Origin of the sequence: Lysinibacillus sp. A1 (assembly GCF_000801965.1) — a bacterium.
In the GTDB taxonomy this organism is placed as follows: domain Bacteria; phylum Bacillota; class Bacilli; order Bacillales_A; family Planococcaceae; genus Lysinibacillus; species Lysinibacillus fusiformis.
In genome coordinates this window covers 14706-33328 of record NZ_JSZM01000037.1, presented here as the reverse complement: position 1 = coordinate 33328, position 18623 = coordinate 14706, and the positions used below count along the sequence as shown (strand labels likewise).

General features: G+C 37.5%; 21 protein-coding genes, 1 tRNA gene and 1 other RNA gene. 7 read left to right on the top strand and 16 right to left on the bottom strand.

The genetic code is table 11. The annotated features are described in order from the left end of the window. Nucleotides 1-215 precede the first annotated feature (215 nt). The 6 genes from PI85_RS21380 to ffs all read right to left on the bottom strand — a co-directional run bounded on the left by PI85_RS21380 (nucleotide 216) and on the right by ffs (nucleotide 3933). Entirely contained in the window at nucleotides 216-488 is a 273-nt protein-coding gene (locus PI85_RS21380; protein WP_008179699.1) for a pro-sigmaK processing inhibitor BofA family protein, read from the bottom strand. Between the two features lie 73 nt (nucleotides 489-561). Continuing rightward, nucleotides 562-777 carry a YaaL family protein gene (locus PI85_RS21375; protein ID WP_036122003.1) on the bottom strand — a complete coding sequence of 72 codons (216 nt, stop codon included), beginning with the start codon at nucleotides 775-777 and terminating at the stop codon, nucleotides 562-564. Nucleotides 778-790: 13 nt separating this feature from the next. Further along, nucleotides 791-1387 (bottom strand): recombination mediator RecR, encoded by a 597-nt coding sequence (recR, locus tag PI85_RS21370; RefSeq protein WP_036122001.1) that lies wholly within the window; start codon nucleotides 1385-1387, stop codon nucleotides 791-793. Nucleotides 1388-1398: 11 nt separating this feature from the next. Beyond that, nucleotides 1399-1713: a YbaB/EbfC family nucleoid-associated protein gene (locus PI85_RS21365; protein ID WP_004233957.1), complete on the bottom strand. Its 315-nt coding sequence runs from the start codon at nucleotides 1711-1713 to the stop codon at nucleotides 1399-1401. Nucleotides 1714-1733: 20 nt separating this feature from the next. Continuing rightward, complete coding sequence (gene dnaX / locus PI85_RS21360; RefSeq protein ID WP_036121998.1) at nucleotides 1734-3521, bottom strand: DNA polymerase III subunit gamma/tau; 1788 nt, start codon at nucleotides 3519-3521, stop codon at nucleotides 1734-1736. A gap of 144 nt (nucleotides 3522-3665) precedes the next feature. Continuing rightward, an RNA gene (gene ffs, locus PI85_RS24085) (signal recognition particle sRNA large type) lies at nucleotides 3666-3933 on the bottom strand. A gap of 165 nt (nucleotides 3934-4098) precedes the next feature. Here ffs and PI85_RS21355 point away from each other — a divergent pair. The 4 genes from PI85_RS21355 (at nucleotide 4099) to PI85_RS21340 (ending at nucleotide 7822) form a co-directional block, all read left to right on the top strand. Further along, nucleotides 4099-4191 (top strand) — tRNA-Ser (locus tag PI85_RS21355). A 127-nt stretch (nucleotides 4192-4318) separates the two neighbouring features. Next, complete coding sequence (locus tag PI85_RS21350; RefSeq protein ID WP_042737492.1) at nucleotides 4319-5578, top strand: sensor histidine kinase; 1260 nt, start codon at nucleotides 4319-4321, stop codon at nucleotides 5576-5578. Next, on the top strand, nucleotides 5579-6457 hold the full coding sequence (locus PI85_RS21345) for a response regulator (RefSeq protein WP_008179686.1): 879 nt from the start codon (nucleotides 5579-5581) through the stop codon (nucleotides 6455-6457). Nucleotides 6458-6547: 90 nt separating this feature from the next. Next, complete coding sequence (locus PI85_RS21340) at nucleotides 6548-7822, top strand: cation:dicarboxylate symporter family transporter (protein ID WP_036121995.1); 1275 nt, start codon at nucleotides 6548-6550, stop codon at nucleotides 7820-7822. A gap of 44 nt (nucleotides 7823-7866) precedes the next feature. Here the strand turns inward: PI85_RS21340 and PI85_RS21335 are convergent, their stop codons facing one another. The 10 genes from PI85_RS21335 to PI85_RS21290 all read right to left on the bottom strand — a co-directional run bounded on the left by PI85_RS21335 (nucleotide 7867) and on the right by PI85_RS21290 (nucleotide 16143). Beyond that, entirely contained in the window at nucleotides 7867-8487 is a 621-nt protein-coding gene (locus PI85_RS21335; protein WP_036121990.1) for an RraA family protein, read from the bottom strand. 136 nt (nucleotides 8488-8623) lie between these two features. Further along, nucleotides 8624-9532, bottom strand: coding sequence for a methyl-accepting chemotaxis protein (locus PI85_RS21330; RefSeq protein ID WP_036121987.1), 909 nt, complete (start codon nucleotides 9530-9532; stop codon nucleotides 8624-8626). 64 nt (nucleotides 9533-9596) lie between these two features. Further along, a complete protein-coding gene (locus PI85_RS21325; protein WP_200886590.1) occupies nucleotides 9597-10136 on the bottom strand; it encodes a TIGR00730 family Rossman fold protein in 540 nt (179 codons plus the stop codon). A 77-nt stretch (nucleotides 10137-10213) separates the two neighbouring features. Next, the gene (locus PI85_RS21320; protein WP_008179676.1) at nucleotides 10214-10882 is read right to left on the bottom strand and encodes a deoxynucleoside kinase; all 669 of its coding nucleotides are present in this window, start codon (nucleotides 10880-10882) and stop codon (nucleotides 10214-10216) included. Further along, nucleotides 10882-11517 carry a deoxynucleoside kinase gene (locus PI85_RS21315; RefSeq protein WP_036121980.1) on the bottom strand — a complete coding sequence of 212 codons (636 nt, stop codon included), beginning with the start codon at nucleotides 11515-11517 and terminating at the stop codon, nucleotides 10882-10884. The genes PI85_RS21320 and PI85_RS21315 overlap by 1 nt, the downstream gene beginning before the upstream one ends. 192 nt (nucleotides 11518-11709) lie before the next feature. Continuing rightward, nucleotides 11710-14121, bottom strand: a complete 2412-nt coding sequence (locus PI85_RS21310) for a heavy metal translocating P-type ATPase (RefSeq protein ID WP_036121978.1) — start codon at nucleotides 14119-14121, stop codon at nucleotides 11710-11712. Between the two features lie 81 nt (nucleotides 14122-14202). Beyond that, entirely contained in the window at nucleotides 14203-14409 is a 207-nt protein-coding gene (copZ, locus tag PI85_RS21305) for a copper chaperone CopZ (protein ID WP_036121975.1), read from the bottom strand. A 34-nt stretch (nucleotides 14410-14443) separates the two neighbouring features. Further along, complete coding sequence (locus PI85_RS21300) at nucleotides 14444-14776, bottom strand: metal-sensitive transcriptional regulator (protein WP_008179668.1); 333 nt, start codon at nucleotides 14774-14776, stop codon at nucleotides 14444-14446. A 71-nt stretch (nucleotides 14777-14847) separates the two neighbouring features. Continuing rightward, nucleotides 14848-15795: a cation diffusion facilitator family transporter gene (locus tag PI85_RS21295; RefSeq protein ID WP_036121972.1), complete on the bottom strand. Its 948-nt coding sequence runs from the start codon at nucleotides 15793-15795 to the stop codon at nucleotides 14848-14850. Nucleotides 15796-15813: 18 nt separating this feature from the next. After that, nucleotides 15814-16143, bottom strand: a complete 330-nt coding sequence (locus tag PI85_RS21290) for a metalloregulator ArsR/SmtB family transcription factor (RefSeq protein WP_025117719.1) — start codon at nucleotides 16141-16143, stop codon at nucleotides 15814-15816. Between the two features lie 155 nt (nucleotides 16144-16298). Here PI85_RS21290 and tadA point away from each other — a divergent pair, with 155 nt between their 5' ends. From tadA to PI85_RS24740, 3 genes are all read left to right on the top strand, one after another. Further along, on the top strand, nucleotides 16299-16811 hold the full coding sequence (gene tadA / locus PI85_RS21285) for a tRNA adenosine(34) deaminase TadA (protein WP_200886589.1): 513 nt from the start codon (nucleotides 16299-16301) through the stop codon (nucleotides 16809-16811). A gap of 179 nt (nucleotides 16812-16990) precedes the next feature. Next, nucleotides 16991-18127: an SPFH domain-containing protein gene (locus PI85_RS21280; protein WP_036121969.1), complete on the top strand. Its 1137-nt coding sequence runs from the start codon at nucleotides 16991-16993 to the stop codon at nucleotides 18125-18127. A 227-nt stretch (nucleotides 18128-18354) separates the two neighbouring features. Further along, complete coding sequence (locus tag PI85_RS24740) at nucleotides 18355-18597, top strand: TM2 domain-containing protein (RefSeq protein ID WP_200878325.1); 243 nt, start codon at nucleotides 18355-18357, stop codon at nucleotides 18595-18597. The last annotated feature ends 26 nt before the right edge of the window (nucleotides 18598-18623 follow it).

The window sequence follows — 18623 nt, the reverse complement described above, 5'->3', positions numbered from 1 at the left end:
CTAGCTAGGCTAGCTACTAAGAACTTTATTGATTACGTTTTGCTTGTTCAGTTTTCAAGGTTCATATTGTTCGTCGTTGCTTTTTCAACAGCAACTCTCATATAGTATCACGTCACACACACTGTGTCAACATATTTTTTAATTTATGTTCGTTTCAACCAGTTGTATTGGCGACTTCTATAACTATACCATAATATTATTATATTGCAAGCATTTTATAAAATAAATATTAAAGCGGTTATTCCTAGAACCCCCGGAATACCTAAAACGGCAATTGTTAAGACAGAGAAAAGATTAATCGGCACATTATATCCTATATAACCGATACCTAAATGAATCATAAATAATAATAGGAATGCAAATGCAAATCGAAACCAAAAAACAGATAATCCTTCTAAGATTTTGCCAAGCTTAGCATGTCTTATTATGACATAAAGAAAAAGAAGCCCTACAGGAACACAAATACTCATAATTACTAACCAAGACATATGGTTACCCCCTCAAAAAAATAATTATGAAAGTTTATGTTTCCTGTATTGCTTCTATGAATGGCCAATAGAACTATTTAATTAACACTCTGCGAATTCTAGCTTCTTTAAATAAATAAAAATGAATGCTTTCTGCCGCTTTTCGTTGAGCGATCGCCCCTAGATCATAGTCGTCCATTAATTCTTCTATTATCTTAGCCTGCTGTAAATCTTCTTTTGTTTCTTTTATAAGATTTACGAGCCTATTATCGAACTCTTTTTTTAGCTTTCCTTTACTACGGAAGAACATATTAATCCCTCACTCACAGCTCACGTCGACCTTCCATCGCCTTAGATAACGTTACCTCATCAGCATATTCTAAATCCCCACCTACTGGCAATCCATGCGCAATGCGGGTCGTACGAATACCTGATGGTTTGACAAGGCGAGATATATACATAGCTGTTGCCTCGCCTTCAATAGTTGAATTCGTAGCTAGAATAAGCTCTTGGACACTTTCATCGTGCAACCGGACTAACAAGGAAGCGACATTAATATCCTCTGGACCAATGCCATCCATCGGTGATATCGCACCTTGCAGCACATGGTACATGCCATTATAGTCACGCATTTTTTCCATCGCAATCACATCTTTTGTATCTTGAACAACACAAATAATCGAATGATCTCGTTGTTTATCTGTACATATGTGACATGGGTCTACATCCGTAATATTGCCACAAACGGAACAGTAGCTTAAATTTCGTTTAGCATCAACTAATGCTTTAGAAAAAGATAAGACATCTTCTTCCTTCATTGATAACACAAAAAACGCCAGACGAGCCGCAGTTTTCGGCCCGATACCTGGCAATTTCATAAAACTATCGATCAATTTTGATATTGGTTCTGGGTAGTACATATGAATACCTCCTAGAATGGAAGGTTTAAGCCTTGAGTGAATTTACCCATCGTTGAGTTCGTTTTTTCTTCTACCTTTTTTAATGCCTCATTAGTAGCAATAACGATTAAGTCTTGTAGCATTTCAATATCCTCTGGATCTACTACAGATTCATCAAGATTTACTGACACAACTTCACGTTGACCAGACACAGTTACTTTTACCATGCCGCCACCAGCAACACCTTCAAATTGCTCTGCATTGAGAGCCTCTTGAGCCTCCATCATTTCCTTTTGCATTTTTTGCATTTTTTTCATCATACCTTGCATATTTCCCATTCCGCGCATACATGTTTTCCTCCTAAAATTTAATCTTCCATAATTTCAACAAAATCTTTACCAAAGAGATTTTCAGCCTCTGTCACAAGTGGGTCCTGTGAAGCAAGTGGCTGAGCATCATCGATAAATGGCTCATCCGACATTTCTGCCGGTGGTGGTTCTAATAATTCCTCACCATTCTCTGATGCAGCTGATGTTTTTTTGTGCTGCATACTATGATCACGGATAAACTCTTCACGCATTTTTAACCAAGATTCCTCTGGTATACAAAGCATCTCGTACATTGTACCAGTTTGTCCGGCAATTAATTGGGTAAAGTGGCCCTTTAAAGACTGATTATCTGCAACCATCTGACAATGAATATCATACTTGAATTTTAACACAAAAGCACTTGAAGATGCCGCAACTGGTTCGGCTTCAGCTAAAAGTGCAGATTGAGATTTTTGCAATTGATTTAGTGCTTGTGCCCAAATCGATTTTATACGTTGAACATCTTGCTTTGTAGCGTCCTTTAGTACCTCTTGAATACGACCTGTCGGAGCCTTATAGCCGTTTGGATTTTTAGCACGCGGTCTTTGCTCTTTGGGTGTTTGCGATGCTTGCACAGGAGCACCTGATTGTAATTGTACGGATAATTGTTGAACCATCTGCTCAAGCGCTACAATTTTTTGAGCAAGATCAGGGCTAATAGCCGTATCGCTCGTTGTAGTTACCGCTTGATTAGTGCTCCCTCCCGAAAACTGTACCATTTTAAGTAATGCCGTTTCTAAATAGATTTTCGTATGGTGAGAAAAGCGCATTTCTTGTTGAGTTTTCGCAAGTATATCGATATAGCCATAAAGCATATTCGGTGCAAATTCATGCGCCAAGGATAATACACGTTCCTCAGGAGACACGAGCTCTAATAATTCAGCTAAATCATCACTTGTTTGAAGTAATAATAAATCTCGGAAAAATGTAATTAAATCTTCTGAAAGACGCAGTGGATCTTTACCATCAGCAATTAGTTGTTCTAATAGCGCAAGCATTTGTGCAACATCTTTCGCTTTAAGTGCCTCGGCTAAATTATAAAAAACATCCTGACTTATTGAACCTGTAACTAATAATGTATCCTCAAGCTTTAGCTTCTCTCCGCTGAAAGATACTACTTGGTCCAATAAACTTAAAGCATCACGCATTCCCCCAGCAGCAGATTGCGCTATTACCTTTAAGCCTTGCTCCTCATATGGCAGCTCAATATCTTCTAAGACAACTTTCATACGTTCAATAATATCATTGGTAGAAAGTCGTTTGAAATCAAAGCGCTGACAACGAGAAATAATTGTTGCAGGCAATTTATGAGGCTCTGTTGTTGCTAAAATAAATACTGCATGAGGAGGCGGCTCTTCTAAAGTTTTCAAAAGAGCGTTAAAAGCACTTGTAGAGAGCATATGCACTTCATCAATAATGTACACCTTGTATCTGCTGCTTGCAGGAGCAAAACGAACTTTTTCTATAATATCTCTAATCTCTTCAACACGTGAATTTGAAGCTGCGTCAAATTCAATGACATCAGGATGCGAACCGTCCGTAATACTTATACATGTAGCACATTCGTTACAGGGCTCTTTTGCAGGCGCATGTTCACAATTTAAAGCTTTTGCAAAAATTTTAGCTGTACTCGTCTTCCCTGTACCACGTGGCCCAGAAAAAAGGTAAGCATGCGTCGTTTTATTCGCTAGGAGAGCATTTTGTAGCGTTCTTTTGACATGCGCTTGACCGGACATCTCTCGAAAAGATTGCGGCCGATACACACGGTAAAATGCTTGATACGTCACTGTTTTTCTCTCCCCTTCTCCATTAAATAGAATAGTCTTAATTATAGCATTTGCTGCCTTATATATAAAATGAAGTTACTAAATAAAAATAAAAAAAGCATCCGCCTTTAAAGTAGACGGATGCTTTGAGTTGGCAATTTAATGCCGTGCACCTTTCCTTGACAGCCGCACATAAGCGTTACTCCTGTCGTTAGCTCAGATTAGGCAACCCCGCGGCACATGGATATGACCACTTAATGCTGCTTCCTTCCGGACCTGACATGGTTCATGGGTATCCATTGCGCAGGACCCAATCGTCAACACTACGTGCAGAAGGCAGACCAAACAATACGGACAGCCTCGAAAAAGGAATTCAGTCTCGCTAGAGCGGATTGCGAGTTACAGGACACCGCTACCTTCCCACCTAGCACGGCAATAACTAGTATACTTACTGTTTGTATAAATTGCAACTTAATGCACAAATTATTTATTACCTATGTATTTTTAACATCACGATATTTTGTAAAAAAATTATTGACTTGGTTTTTAAATTATGATAAATTTATTTTTGTCGAAAGACAGCAAAGCAATATAACATGGAGGTATACCCAAGTCTGGCTGAAGGGATCGGTCTTGAAAACCGACAGGCGGGTAACACCGCGCGGGGGTTCGAATCCCTCTACCTCCTCCAGTTTTTAATTTCCGACTACGAATGTAGCCGTTTTTTTTTGCCAAAATTGTATGTATGACTTGTTAAATACCACTTCCGTCTCGGTTGTGGTATTTTTTTATTATATCGCTTATGGGAGGTTGTCAAATTGCCATCGAAAAGAAATATAGCTCGCACTTCCCTCACTTGGGTTATTCTGATTGCTGTTTTGACCGCAATTGGTAGTGAAATTAAAATTATGCCGTTTGCCAATACGACATTTCGCTTTGGTTTAGGCACCATTATCTTTTTCTTATGCACATTAATTAAACCCACTCCCATTATTTTAGCTGGGTTTGCTACAAGTATAGTGACAATCATTTTTCGTGTTTTTAATTCCTATTTACATGATATACCCGTATTAGAGAGCATATTTAACCATTTACCAGCAGGATTATTTTATGTATTGTTTGCTATATGCCTACAAATTTTAGATGTTCAAACATATAGAGAAAAACCACTAAAGCTTGGTTTACTCGTCGCTTTTAGTGAGGTCATTAGTAACTTAGCCGAACAAATTTTCCGATTTTTTGTACAAACTTATACATTTTTATTTCTTCACGACCTTTTGATCCTATTAGCAGTGGCCTTATTACGAAGCTTTTTTGTAGTTGGTATTTATAGCTCTATATTGATCGCCGAACAAAAAAAACGTGTACAAGAGATGCTGAATATTGGATCTGACCTCTACGTTGAGACTCTGTATTTAAAGAAATCCATGAACCATATTGAAACCATAACAGCTAGCGGTTTTGAATTATATCGGCAATTAAAAGCTCAAGGATATCGAGCGGAAAGCTTGCAAGCTCTTCATATTGCCCAGGAAATTCATGAAGTGAAAAAGGATTCACAACGCATCTATGCGGGCATTTCAAAGATTGTTGGTGAGAGAAGCTTCGGGCCTTTTATATTATCAGAATTATTACATTATATCGAAGACGGTAATAGTAAGTACGCTGAATTACTTGGGAAGAATATACAGTTTGAAACAAGTATAGACTTCGATTTTCAAACAAAGGAACATATTGCACTGCTTGCGCTTTTAAATAATTTAACTGCCAATGCAGTGGAGGCTATCGAAGAACAAGGTATCATTTCTATTGCTATTCAACGACAAGAGGATAATACTGTAGTAACAATATGTGACAATGGAAAGGGAATTTCACAGAATGATTTTTCTATTATTTTTGAACCTGGATTTACCACAAAATATAATGTAGAAGGTGTCGCAGCAACTGGCATTGGCCTTTCACATGTTGCTGAACTAATAGAAAAATTAAAAGGCTCCATAACCGTTGAATCAAACAATCAATACACAACGTTTAAAATCATAATTCCTACGCAAACTATTCAAACGGGAGAGACTTAAATGAGGTATTTTATTGTAGACGACGATCGCGCAAGTCGTGTCATGTTAAAACAAATTATTGAAGATAGTGGGTTAGGTACAGTGATTGGCGAAGCTCGCAATGGAGAGGATGCCATACCACAAATTTTAATGACCCAGCCTGAGATTGTGCTAATCGATTTACTGATGCCAAAGCTTGATGGTATAGCCACAGTCGAACATCTTATTCAAAATCGCTTTGAGGGTCAATTTATAATGATTTCTCAGGTTGTGAATAAAGAAATGGTTGGTGAGGCTTATGAGCAAGGAATAGATTTCTTCATTCATAAACCGATTAACCGCATTGAGGTTGAAAATGTTTTGAAAAAAACTACAGAACAATTTCGGCTGAAAAATTCATTGTTAGTTATTCGTCAATCACTTACAAATATTGAATTAAGTGAGCAAAAAGCAAATAAAGCAACTTCACGAGACCATATTCAGTCCATATTAAATGATATGGGTATTGTCGGTGAGATTGGGAGCGAGGATATTATAGCTATTATCGAAACTTTACTTGCTCATCAGCATAAGATTGCACCCCTCCCCCCATTAAAGGAGCTTTATGAAGAAATCGCTGCTGTAACAAAGGCAACACCTGATGACATTTTAAAGGAAAGTAAAGCCATAGAACAGCGTGTGCGCAGAACGATATTAGCTGCCATGATTAATCTCGCAAACTTAGGTGTTGTCGATTACACCAACTCTGAGTTTGAATACTATGCCCCTCGCTACTTCGATTTTAAAGAAATTCGTCAACTCATGACTCAGATTGAAGATCATGACAATCGTAAAGCAAAGGTAAATATTAAGAAGTTTATACAAGTGCTATATTCAGACATTTTAACAAAATTAAATTAATTTTCTCGGATTTTGTCGGATTCCATAAGTCCTCCGTATTATTAAAGTAAGGCGTGTCCTAAAAATTTAATATCAGGGGGTACAAAGGGTTTGAAGAAGAGATTTAAAATCAGTCTAGCCGCTCAAATTTTAATCGGCTTGATTTTAGGGATCATTGTTGGTGGTATTTTTTATGGAAACCCCAAGATTGAGACATATTTACAACCATTAGGGGATATCTTTTTACATCTTATTAAGATGATTGTTGTACCGATTATTATTTCTACATTAATCGTAGGTGTTGCTGGTACTGGAGACATGAAGCAGCTTGGGCGATTAGGCGGGAAATCCATTATTTACTTTGAAATTATTACGACTGTCGCTATTTTAGTCGGATTACTTTCCGCGAATATTTTCCAACCTGGTGCAGGAATAAACATGAACGAATTATCTCAAGGAGATATCTCGAAATATGTTACAACGACTGAGGAAGTACAGCATGAGGGGCCCTTCGATATAATTGTAGGTATTGTCCCAACAAATATTATTCAGTCTATGGCTGAGGGTAATATGCTTGCGATTATTTTCTTCTCAGTTATTTTTGGTTTAGGAGTCGCAGCAGTTGGCGATCGAGGAAAGCCAGTCTTAGACTTCTTCCAAGGGGTAGCAGATGCGATGTTCTGGGTAACTAACCTCGTAATGAAGTTTGCTCCAATCGGGGTATTTGGTTTAATTGGTGTAACCGTTTCCAAATATGGGTTTGCCTCACTGGTGCCACTTGCCAAATTAGCCATTCTTGTTTATGCAACTATGTTATTCTTTATCTTTGTTGTTCTTGGCCTTGTGGCAAAATTCGCAGGAATCAGCATCTTCTATTTAATTAAAGTGCTGAAAGATGAGCTAATCTTAGCATTCTCAACAGCAAGTTCTGAAGCTGTATTACCGCGTATTATGTTAAAAATGGAGAAATTAGGCGCTCCGAAGGATATTGTATCCTTTGTTATCCCAACCGGTTACTCCTTTAACTTAGACGGCTCAACGCTATACCAAGCGATTGCGGCATTATTTATTGCGCAAATGTACGGTATTCACCTAAGCATTGGTGAACAAATTACGTTAATGCTTGTATTGATGGTTACATCGAAAGGGATTGCAGGGGTTCCAGGGGTATCTTTCGTAGTACTTCTAGCCACTTTAGGTACTGTCGGCATTCCGTTAGAAGGTCTAGCATTTATCGCTGGTATTGACCGTATTCTTGATATGGGACGTACAGTTGTTAACGTAATTGGTAACTCATTAGCGTCATTAGTAATGGCGAAATGGGAAGGCCGTTTCGATCGCGAAAAAATGAAGAATTACTTTAATGAAAATGAGAATTTAGCATAAAATAAAAAACGCTCACGATGTAGGATGGCATCGTGAGCGTTTTTTTAATTTCCAAGTACTTTATCTAAATACGCAACAATAGATTTTTTGCCATTTACATGTGCTTCTTGCGCACGTTTTTCATCTTTAAGTATCTTTTCCTCTGCAGCTTCAATCACTTTTTCAGCATCTTGCTGTGGTACGACAATGACACCATCCACATCTCCAATTATATAGTCGCCTGGGTGAACTGTTACTCCTCCAATGGCAATGGGTACATTTACTTTGCCACCACCATTTTTATTACCAGCAGCTACTGTAGTACCTAAAGCGAATACAGGGAAATCTAGCTCACGAATAGCGGCAATATCACGAATTACACCGTCAACTACAAAGCCTTGTACACCAATACCTTTTGCTAAGGACACCACAAAATCTCCTGCTACCGCTCGATTGGTGTTTCCTTTTGCATCAATAACCAAAATATCACCTTCATTGGCCACTCGAATAGCCTCCAACACTGCACCATTTTCACCATCTGGTAATCGTACAGTTACCGCACGCCCAGCAATTTTAAAATGATTGGCTAGCGGTTTAATCGTACTACACAAATTCGTATGTCCACCTGTCGCATCTGAAATAGCTGTTGTTGGTAGATGCTGAAAACTTACTTCCACTTTTGTCATCCATAACACCCCTATTATGATTAATGAACGTCTTACACAAATATTGTAATGAAAAAACTTATACTATTTCAACATATCTACCAAAATATTGTAAATTAGTCCACCATCTAGTCTGCAGATGGGGCAATATGGAACATTAAATAATTTCAATAAATTGCTTGGACTGCTCGTCTAAAGCTTCAGCCGCAGATGCAATTTCATTAAAATCTTTAGTTGTAATAGTAATTTGTTCATTTGTTTTTTCTACTTTTTCAGCTATCTTTGTAATACTGTCTGTCACTTGATTAATTTCCCGCTCTATCCCCTCTATATGATCCTTCACCTCTGAAATGGATTGCTCTACCCTGACAGAAAGCTTGCGCACCTCTTTTGCCACTACATCAAAGCCTCGGCCATAATCCCCAGCCCGTGCAGCTTCAATAGCTGCATTTAAAGCTAATAAATTTGTTTGAGAAGCAATCTCTTGAATGGTTTTCACAATCCCTTTAATGGAAACTGCTTGATTTTTTAGCTGTGCCAAATTGCTAACATTTTCTTTTGACTCCTGAGAAACCGCTTGGATGGTGCTCAGTAATTCTTGACTATTTTGAATACCAGCCTCTGAGCGTTGATGAAGCTCATTAGACATTTCCTTCAATTGATCGGCTACATTTGTTATTTCATTTTGACGTTCAGTAATATTTGTAGCAATTTTTGAAACACCAATTACTTTATTTGTATGGTTGGCGAAAACAGGCATATACGTAGCCTCAAGCCAAATCCTTTGGCCATTTGCATCAATTCTCTCAATTTTGTCCTGATAACTATTTCCTGCTACTAAATTGCGCCAAAATTTTTCGTATGCTGGACTGTGAACGAAATTTGGTAAACAAAAATCTTTATGATTCTTTCCTAACATCTCTTGTACTGTATAGCCTAATGTTCTAGCAAACAGTTCATTCACATAGGCTACCCTTCGATCCATATCAAAACGTATAATTGCTATATTGCGTTCAATGGCTTGTACTACCAAATCATCGGTTACTTGAGTATCTGCACCTTGCATAATCCACCTCATCCATTTCTATTTTTTACCGTTTATTTTATATTATAAAAAACATGGGCAATGTTCACCCATGTTTTTTTAGTAAACGTACTATTTCCTCTGGAGTAGTTGCTATACGGAAAAAGGACTTTTGTTCAGGTCGTATAAATCCTTCCTCTAGCATTATTTTAAAATGCTGTAAGAGTGCATCATAAAAACCATTTACATTATATAAAATGACAGGTTTTTCATGAAGGCCAATTTGTGCCCAAGTAAAAACTTCGAAATATTCGTCTAAAGTTCCTGCACCTCCTGGAAGAGCAATAAATGCATCAGCCAGCTCCGCCATTTTAGCTTTCCGAATATGCATAGACTCAACAAAATGAATTTCTGTTAATGTAGCATGAGCCAGTTCCCGCTTTTGTAAATTGGTTGGCATAACACCAATAACCTCTCCACCTGCGGCTAAAACAGCATCTGCTACCTTTCCCATTAACCCCATTTTGGAACCACCGTAAACAACACTATGTCCGTGCTTAACTAATACTGTACCTAGCTCTGTAGCTTTCTCCCCATACACTGGACTTTTACCTATACCAGATCCGCAATACACTGCAATTCTTATAGTAATCCCTCCTATTCAAAAAACGTGAAACAATCAGCTATGTATTGTTTCACGTTCTTTGGTCGTTTTTTGCGCTTCTATTTTCTTAAATGGCTTGTTTGTTTTAGCATATGACTGATACGGCTCACAATTGATTCAATTGCATCCGGATTTTTTAATAAATCATAATCATTAATATCTAAACGTAGAACTGGACAGGAATTAAAATTATTAACCCAGTTTTCATAACGTTCATGCATTTCTATCCAATAATCATTTGGCGTTTGTTGCTCCATTGCGCGCCCTCGTTCTTGTATACGCCCAATAACAGCATCAATCGGTCCCTCTAGATAAACAAGTAAATCTGGATGTGGGAAATACGGTGTCATGACCATAGCATCAAATAAATTTGTGTATGTTTCATAATCTGTTGGGCTCATTGTTCCCTTATCATAATGCATTTTAGCGAATATCCCAGTATCTTCATAAATAGAACGGTCTTGTATAAATCCTCCACCATACTCAAAAATACGTTTCTGTTCCTTAAAACGCTCTGCCAAAAAGTAGACTTGTAAATGGAAGCTCCATTTTTCAAAGTCCTCATAAAATTTATCAAGATACGGATTTGTATCTACTTTTTCGAATGATGTACGGAAATTTAATGCTTCTGCTAAAGCTTTTGTCATCGTAGACTTTCCTACGCCTACAGTACCGGCAATCGTGATGACCGTTTGTGGAGGAATATCGTATTTCTCTCTTAAATTCATTATTGCAAACTCCTTTTTTGTAACGTATCCTTAATAATTTTTAAAACATAATTTAAATCGTCTGGATTTTTAACAAAATCGAGCTGATCTCCATTAAATCGAATAACTGGTATTTCAGGATGCATTTTCTCAAAATGTTCGATAAAAGAATGATAATCGGTTACGAGCTGCTCCATATAATCGCGTGATATCATTTTTTCAAAATCTCGTCCACGCATGGCAATCCGTTTCATCAATGTTTCAACGCTTGCATGTAAATAAACAACTACATTAGGAACAGGCATATCTTTTGTTAATATTTGATATATTTCCTCATACTTTTCGTATTCGGTAGATGCCAGTGTACGCTTCGCAAATATTAAATTTTTAAAAATATGATAATCTGCTACAACTGGCTTGGCATGAGCAAATCGGAATTTTTTAATGTCCGTTAATTGCTTATAGCGATTACAAAGGAAGAACATTTCCGTTTGGAAACTCCACTCCTCAATGTTTTCATAAAACTTATTTAAAAAAGGGTTTTCGTCTACAATTTCTTTTAATAGATGGTAATTAAATGTCGCCGCTATCTCTTTCGATAAAGAGGTTTTACCAACACCAATCGGACCTTCTACCGTAACAAATGGAACCGTCACCAGAAGCTCCTCCTTTTGTTCTATGGATTCGATTATTGTGTTCTACATAAATGAGTCAGTACCTTTCATTTTATCATAGTGAGAAAATGAAAAACAGAATCAACCTATTATTCTAGAAAATTAAGCAGGAGATTTCCCTCCGTATAAATAGAAAAAAAGCATTGAGAATATGCATCCCAATGCCTTTTCATTTTACAATTTCACTCGCTGTAAACGTAGAGCATTTAATACAACCGATACAGAACTAAAAGCCATTGCCGCACCTGCCACCCACGGAGCAAGCAGACCAATTGCAGCAATCGGAATACCTAATGTATTGTAAGCAAATGCCCAAAACAGATTTTGTTTAATATTACGCATTGTTTTTCTACTCATAAGAATGGCATCCGCAATACTATTTAGATCACCACGGATTAAGGTAATATCTGCCGCTTCCATCGCCACATCTGTCCCTGTTCCAATGGCCATACCAATATTGGCCGTTGCCAGCGCAGGTGCATCATTAATACCGTCGCCAACCATTGCTACATTTTTACCCTGGTCTTGAAGTTTTTTCACCTCATCTGCTTTTCCTTCAGGTAAAACTTCCGCAATAACTTGGTTCACGCCTACCTCTGTGCCTATTGCCTGGGCTGTACGTTCATTATCTCCCGTCATCATGATGACTGTAATGCCCATATTCTGTAAACGAAGAATGGCTTCCTTAGACGTATCTTTTACTGTATCAGCAACAGCTACTACCCCCGCATATTGGCCATTTATTGCGGCCAACATCGCTGTTTTGCCATTTCGCTCTAATTGCTCCATTGTTGGTAAAATATCATCCAGTTGGATGCCGTACTGTTGCATTAATTTTCGTGTACCAATGACAACACCTTGACCTGAGACTGTTGCCTGCACACCGTAACCTGGAATAGCCTCAAAAAATTGAACTTCCCCTAAAGCAATCCCACGTTCTTCTATACCGTGAACAATCGCCTCTGCAAGTGGATGCTCCGACTGTTTTTCAGCCGCACCAATTAATGATAAAAAGCGTGTTTCTTCTTGGTCTGGCGCTAAAAGAACATCCGTTAGTACTGGCTTACCATGTGTCACTGTCCCTGTTTTATCTACAACGACTGTATCAATACTTTGTGTTTGTTCTAAATGCTCGCCACCTTTGAATAAAATGCCAAATTCAGCGGCGCGACCTGAACCGGCCATGATAGAGGTCGGTGTGGCTAAACCAAGTGCACATGGACAAGCAATCACAAGTACTGCAATTAAGACCTCTAAAGCAGGCGTAAATTCTCCTGGACGTACCCAAATAATCCAAACGATAAATGTCACAATCGCAATGCCCACAACAATTGGTACAAAAACTCCTGAGATCTGATCTGCTAAACGTTGAATTGGTGCTTTTGATCCTTGGGCATCTTCTACCACCTTAATAATTTGTGCTAGTGCCGTATCACGGCCAACCTTTGTCGCTGTCATTTTTATAAAACCATTTTTATTAATAGTCGATCCAAATAATGAATCGCCCTGCTTTTTATCGACTGGTAAACTCTCTCCTGTCAACATGGATTCATCAACAGCCGTTGTTCCCTCTAAAACTTCTCCGTCAACGGGTATCTTTTCTCCTGGTTTAACTAGGATGATATCACCAATCATCACTTCTTCTAAAGGCACTTCCATCTCTAGACCGTCACGTACAACAATGGCTGTTTTGGCTTGAAGTCCCATCAGTTTTTTTATCGCCTCGGATGAACGTCCTTTTGCTTTTGCCTCAAATAATTTACCTAATAAAATTAATGTAATTAATACAGCGCTTGTTTCAAAATAGAGGTGCGGGCCATGATGTGATCCTATCGTCACGATTGCTTGATAAACACTATAGAAATAAGCCGCTGATGTCCCCATCACAACAAGTACATCCATATTTGCACTGCCATTTCGTAATGCTTTATATGCACCTACATAAAACTGCTTACCAATAATAAATTGTACGGGTGTAGCCAACACCATTTGAATCCATGGATTCATAAGGATTTCCGGCACATATAAAAACGATGTAAATGAAAAATGTCCAACCATCGTCCAGAGCAGTGGTAGGGATAGAATAGCTGATAAAATAAATTTTTGTTGTTGCTGCTTAATAGCCTTTTCTCGATGATCCTCTGTTTCCTGCTCATCTGCTTTTTGATGGGCACCATATCCTAACTTCTCAACCTTAGCAATAATATCTGCAATGTTCACCTCTGATGGGTTAAACTCAATCATTGCTTTTTCAAGAGCTAAGTTGACATTGGCAGATGATACGCCGCTCATTTTATTTAATCCTTTTTCTATTCGAGTAGCACAGGCCGCACATGTCATTCCTGCAATATCAAGTTCAGTTTTTTGTTTAACTACTCCATAGCCAAGCGCTTCTATCTTTTTTTCAAAATCTGCTTCACTTAGCTTTGCTGGATCGTACTTAATAGATGATTTTTCAAGCGCTAAATTAACTGTTGCTTGTTCTACTCCATCCATTTTATTTAACCCTTTTTCTATTCGAGTGGCACAGGCCGCACATGTCATCCCTGTAATTTGCAAATTAGCTTCCTTATGATCAGAACTCATTTACCTTTCACCTCTCCTTATACCGACTGGGGGTATATATTATTGAAAATAAGAGAGTGCCACAGAAGCACTCTACAAATTTTATTTTACTTCATAGCCTTGATCATCAATTGTCTCTTTAATTTGATCAAGTGATACTTGTGCATCGTCAAATGCAACATCAACTAAACCTTCTGCTAAATTTACTTTTACTTGTTCAACACCAGCTAAAGCACCAACGTTTTTTTCAACCGCGTTTACACAATGACCACATGACATTCCTTGTACATTTAATGTTACATTTTGCATAATAAATCTCTCCTTTTAATTTTTTTATAAACATCTATTTTTTCATTAACTTTTGAATCGTTACTACTAATTCATCTAAAACTGCATCATCGCCCTCCGATAGGCGATCCACAACACAACCCTTTAAATGACCTTCTAATAAAATTTTCGCTACACTATTCAAAGCTGACTGTGTCGCAGACAGTTGCGTAATAACATCATCACAATAAACGTCTTTTTCGATCATTCCCTTAATGCCTCGGATTTGACCTTCTATACGGTTTAAACGAGTTGTTAAATCCTTTTTTACACGCTCAGGGTGATGGCTTTTTCGACAAGACGTAGCTCCCTCTGTATGACAAGCATCCTCTTTTACTATGTCCTCCATTCACTACACCTCCTATTTCAATTTCATCATACTATACCCACGAAGGGTATGCAAGCCATAAAATTTTTTTTTTATTCATGATGATGTTCATGTACATTTTTCAATTGACATAAAATCGAGCTTTCATGTGGATGGGAAGCCGTTTCTAATTGAATGGTTACATGTTTAATACCTTTATGCTCAAGATTATGTTCAATTTTTCGTAGAATATGCTCACCATCTACAATTTTTAAGTGCTCATTTACAACTGCATGACAAGACAAAGCATTCGTTCCACTAGTAATTGTCCAGATGTGTAAATCATGGATGCTTTCTATCCCATCGGTTTGTTCAATTAATTGAATTATCTCCTGAACATCGACATTTGAAGGTGTTCCTTCCATTAAGACATGAATAGCGGATTTTGTAACATAGTAGCCACTTCTTACTACTAATAAGGCGACAATAACACTTGCTAGAGGATCAGCCCATCCCCAACCAAAAAACATAATTAGTAAGGCAGCCACAATAGCCCCTACGGATCCTAGCATATCACTCAGTACATGTAAAAAAGCCCCACGCATATTTAAATTGTCCTTTGTATCACTACCACGCATCATAATCCATGCAACTAAGATGTTAACCAAAAGACCAATTGTACTAATAATAAGCATACCTGTAGTAGCCACTTCAGGAGGATTTGCAAAACGTTCGATCGCTTCATAAAAAATAAATAATGCAATCCCAATTAATGTAACGCCATTTAATACTGCCGCTAATATTTCAAATCGTTTATATCCATATGTTTTACTGTAGCTTGCTGCTTTTTCTCCAAAAACAAACGCGAGTAAGGCGATAGCTAATGAGATGGAATCACTTAACATATGACCGGCATCCGATAAAAGAGCCAAACTATTCGTTAAAAAACCACCAATTGCTTCAACAACCATATAACTAGTAATAATAATAAATGATACGATTAACACCTTTTTGTTAGCGCCATGTGTATGATCATGGCCATGGTCATGATTATGTCCCATCATTAATCCCTCCGTTCTTTAGTTATGTGCAGCATGCTCAATTGCCTGCTTCAATAAATTCATAATGTGATCGTCATCTTTGGAGTAATATAAAGTGGTACCTTCTCGTCTAAATTTCACTAATCGCAAATTTTTTAGAAACCGTAATTGATGAGAAACGGTCGATTGTCCTAAATCTAAAATTTCAGCAATGTCGTTGACGGAATGCTCATCTGCACATAGTAAATTTAAAATTCGGATTCGTGTCGGGTCACTTAATGCCTTAAAAGTTTGTGACACAACGAATAATGTCTCATCGTCTAAATGCTGACTATTTTCCACATTCGTTATTTTTATTTGTTCATCCATATTAGTTTACCCCCAATAATCTATATTTATATATGAGCATGTGTTCATATATAAATATAGATGGTTATTTTAGGAATGTCAATACATTATGCATGAAGTTAAAAGTAGCAATTACCAATTAAGCAGGATAAACTACTTTTAAGGAGAGATATTTAGTGGATATTTTTGAAACAGATCGTCTATTTATGAATCAAGCATTAGAGGAAGCAAAAAAAGCAGCTATACTTGGGGAAGTACCTATAGGGGCTGTCCTTGTTTATGATGGGGAAATTATTGCAAGAGCTCATAACCTACGAGAAACAACACAAAATGCAACAACACATGCTGAATTAATGGTTATTCAAGAGGCTTGTCAAAAAATCGGCAGTTGGCGTCTCGAAAAAACAACACTTTACGTTACACTTGAGCCTTGCCCCATGTGCGCAGGAGCAATCCTACAATCCCGTGTACCACGTGTCGTTTATGGTGCGAAGGATATGAAAGCAGGCTGTGTAGATTCACTTTATCGTTTATTAAATGATGCTCGCTTTAACCATGAATGCGAAGTATCTGAAGGAATTTTAGCTGATGAATGTGGTCAAATCCTAACCGATTTTTTCCGAGCTTTACGTGAACGAAAGAAGGCAGAGAAAAAGGCAAGACAAGCAGCAATGGCTGAAAAGGAATAGCCGAATGAATAAAAAATGTGAATATAAAAAGTAGGTGTCTTTCATTATGAAGACACTTTTTTTATATGGCAGCACCAAATTTCTGCGCGATAAAACATTGACATACATAAACTCAAAAGGGAGAATATAACTAGTTATAATTTTGATTTATTAGTAAATAAATAGGGGGGTTAATGTTCATGCCTATTTTTGATAGAGTGAAATTTGACGGATTACGCTCACGTGATTGGTTAATTTACAAGCATCCAACTGACAAGTTAGTACTTGGTACCACACTTATCGTCCATGAAGGACAAGTAGCCATTTTTGTAAAAGGTGGTCAAATGTGTGATGTTTTTAATGCAGGAACACATGTTTTATCTACGAATAACCTACCGATACTTCATAACATTGTAAATTTAGCATATGGAGGGGAGACTCCCTTCTCAGCAGAGATTTACTTTATTAATCTCACTGTGAAAATGGACTTATATTGGGGGACCACTGATCCTATTCAGTTAATTGATCCAAAATACTTTGTAAAATTGCGTATAAGAGCATTTGGGCAATTAGCTCTACGACTTGATGATTACTTAGTATTCTTTTCAGAAGTGATCGGCTCTATGAATAAAGATGATATTGTTAGCTTCGAAAAAGTACAGGATTATTTTAAAGGTTCTCTTATTACATCTGTAAAAACCGAACTCGCAAATAAGATTATTAATGAGAAAATTTCTGCGTTGGAAATAACGCCAGAGCTTCAAAACATTTCAAATAGTTTAAAAGAAAAAGTATCCGAAGAATTTATTAAGTATGGCTTTATAACAGCGAATTTCCATATTCAATCTATCAATTTCCCTGAAGAAGATTTTGAAGAAATTAATGAAATTTTACAGGATAAAGCTAAGTTTGAAATTATGGGAGACAATCGTTATGTTACCCAACGTAGCTTTGATGTTTATGAGTCAGCCGCATCAAATGAAAATGGAGTAGCTGGTATATTTGCAACTGGTGGAGTTGGCTTGAGTGTAGGACAAGGCATGGCATCCATGATGAACCAACAAGTACAGCAACCTGGTCATCAGCCTACGCATAAGATTTGTCCTTCTTGTCATGGCAGTATTTCTTCTAGCAGTAAGTTTTGCAATTTATGTGGGGAAAATTTAGTGCGAAAAGTTATTACTTGTCATTCCTGTCACAATGAAAACGAAGAATCTTCAAAATTCTGCAGTACTTGTGGAACTAGTTTACTGAAACCAGTTTGTTCATGTGGACAAGAAATAGATGTTAATTCTAAGTTTTGTAATAACTGTGGTGCTCAGGTTCATCCCATTTAACAGTTTTAATCACACTAATTTTTCGACTATGTACTTAGACAATTGGAGGTATTAACTTGAGCAATATCGAATGTCCACAATGTGGTGCACCTGCTGATATCACATTATCTCAATGTAAATATTGCGGGGAAAAATTCAGTTTCCAAAGCGAACAACCAAGAGTGCAACAACCTGCTTTTCAACAACCAGTACAGCCTGCCTATCAAGCGCAGCCACAACCAGCTCCTATGTATGATGGTATTGATCCTTCATGGCCTATAAAAAGTAAAGGTTTAGCTGGTTTCCTCGCTATATTTTTTGGCGGTATCGGTATTCATAAATTTTATTTAGGGAAGGTTTTCCAAGGGATTCTTTATTTAGTTTTCTGCTGGACTTATATACCTGTCATTATATCTTTTATTGAAGGTATTATTTACTTACTCTCTAGTGAACACAATTTCTCTGTGAAACATCGAGTTCGCACTCGCTAACATTTTATAACAGTAGTTTCTAACTA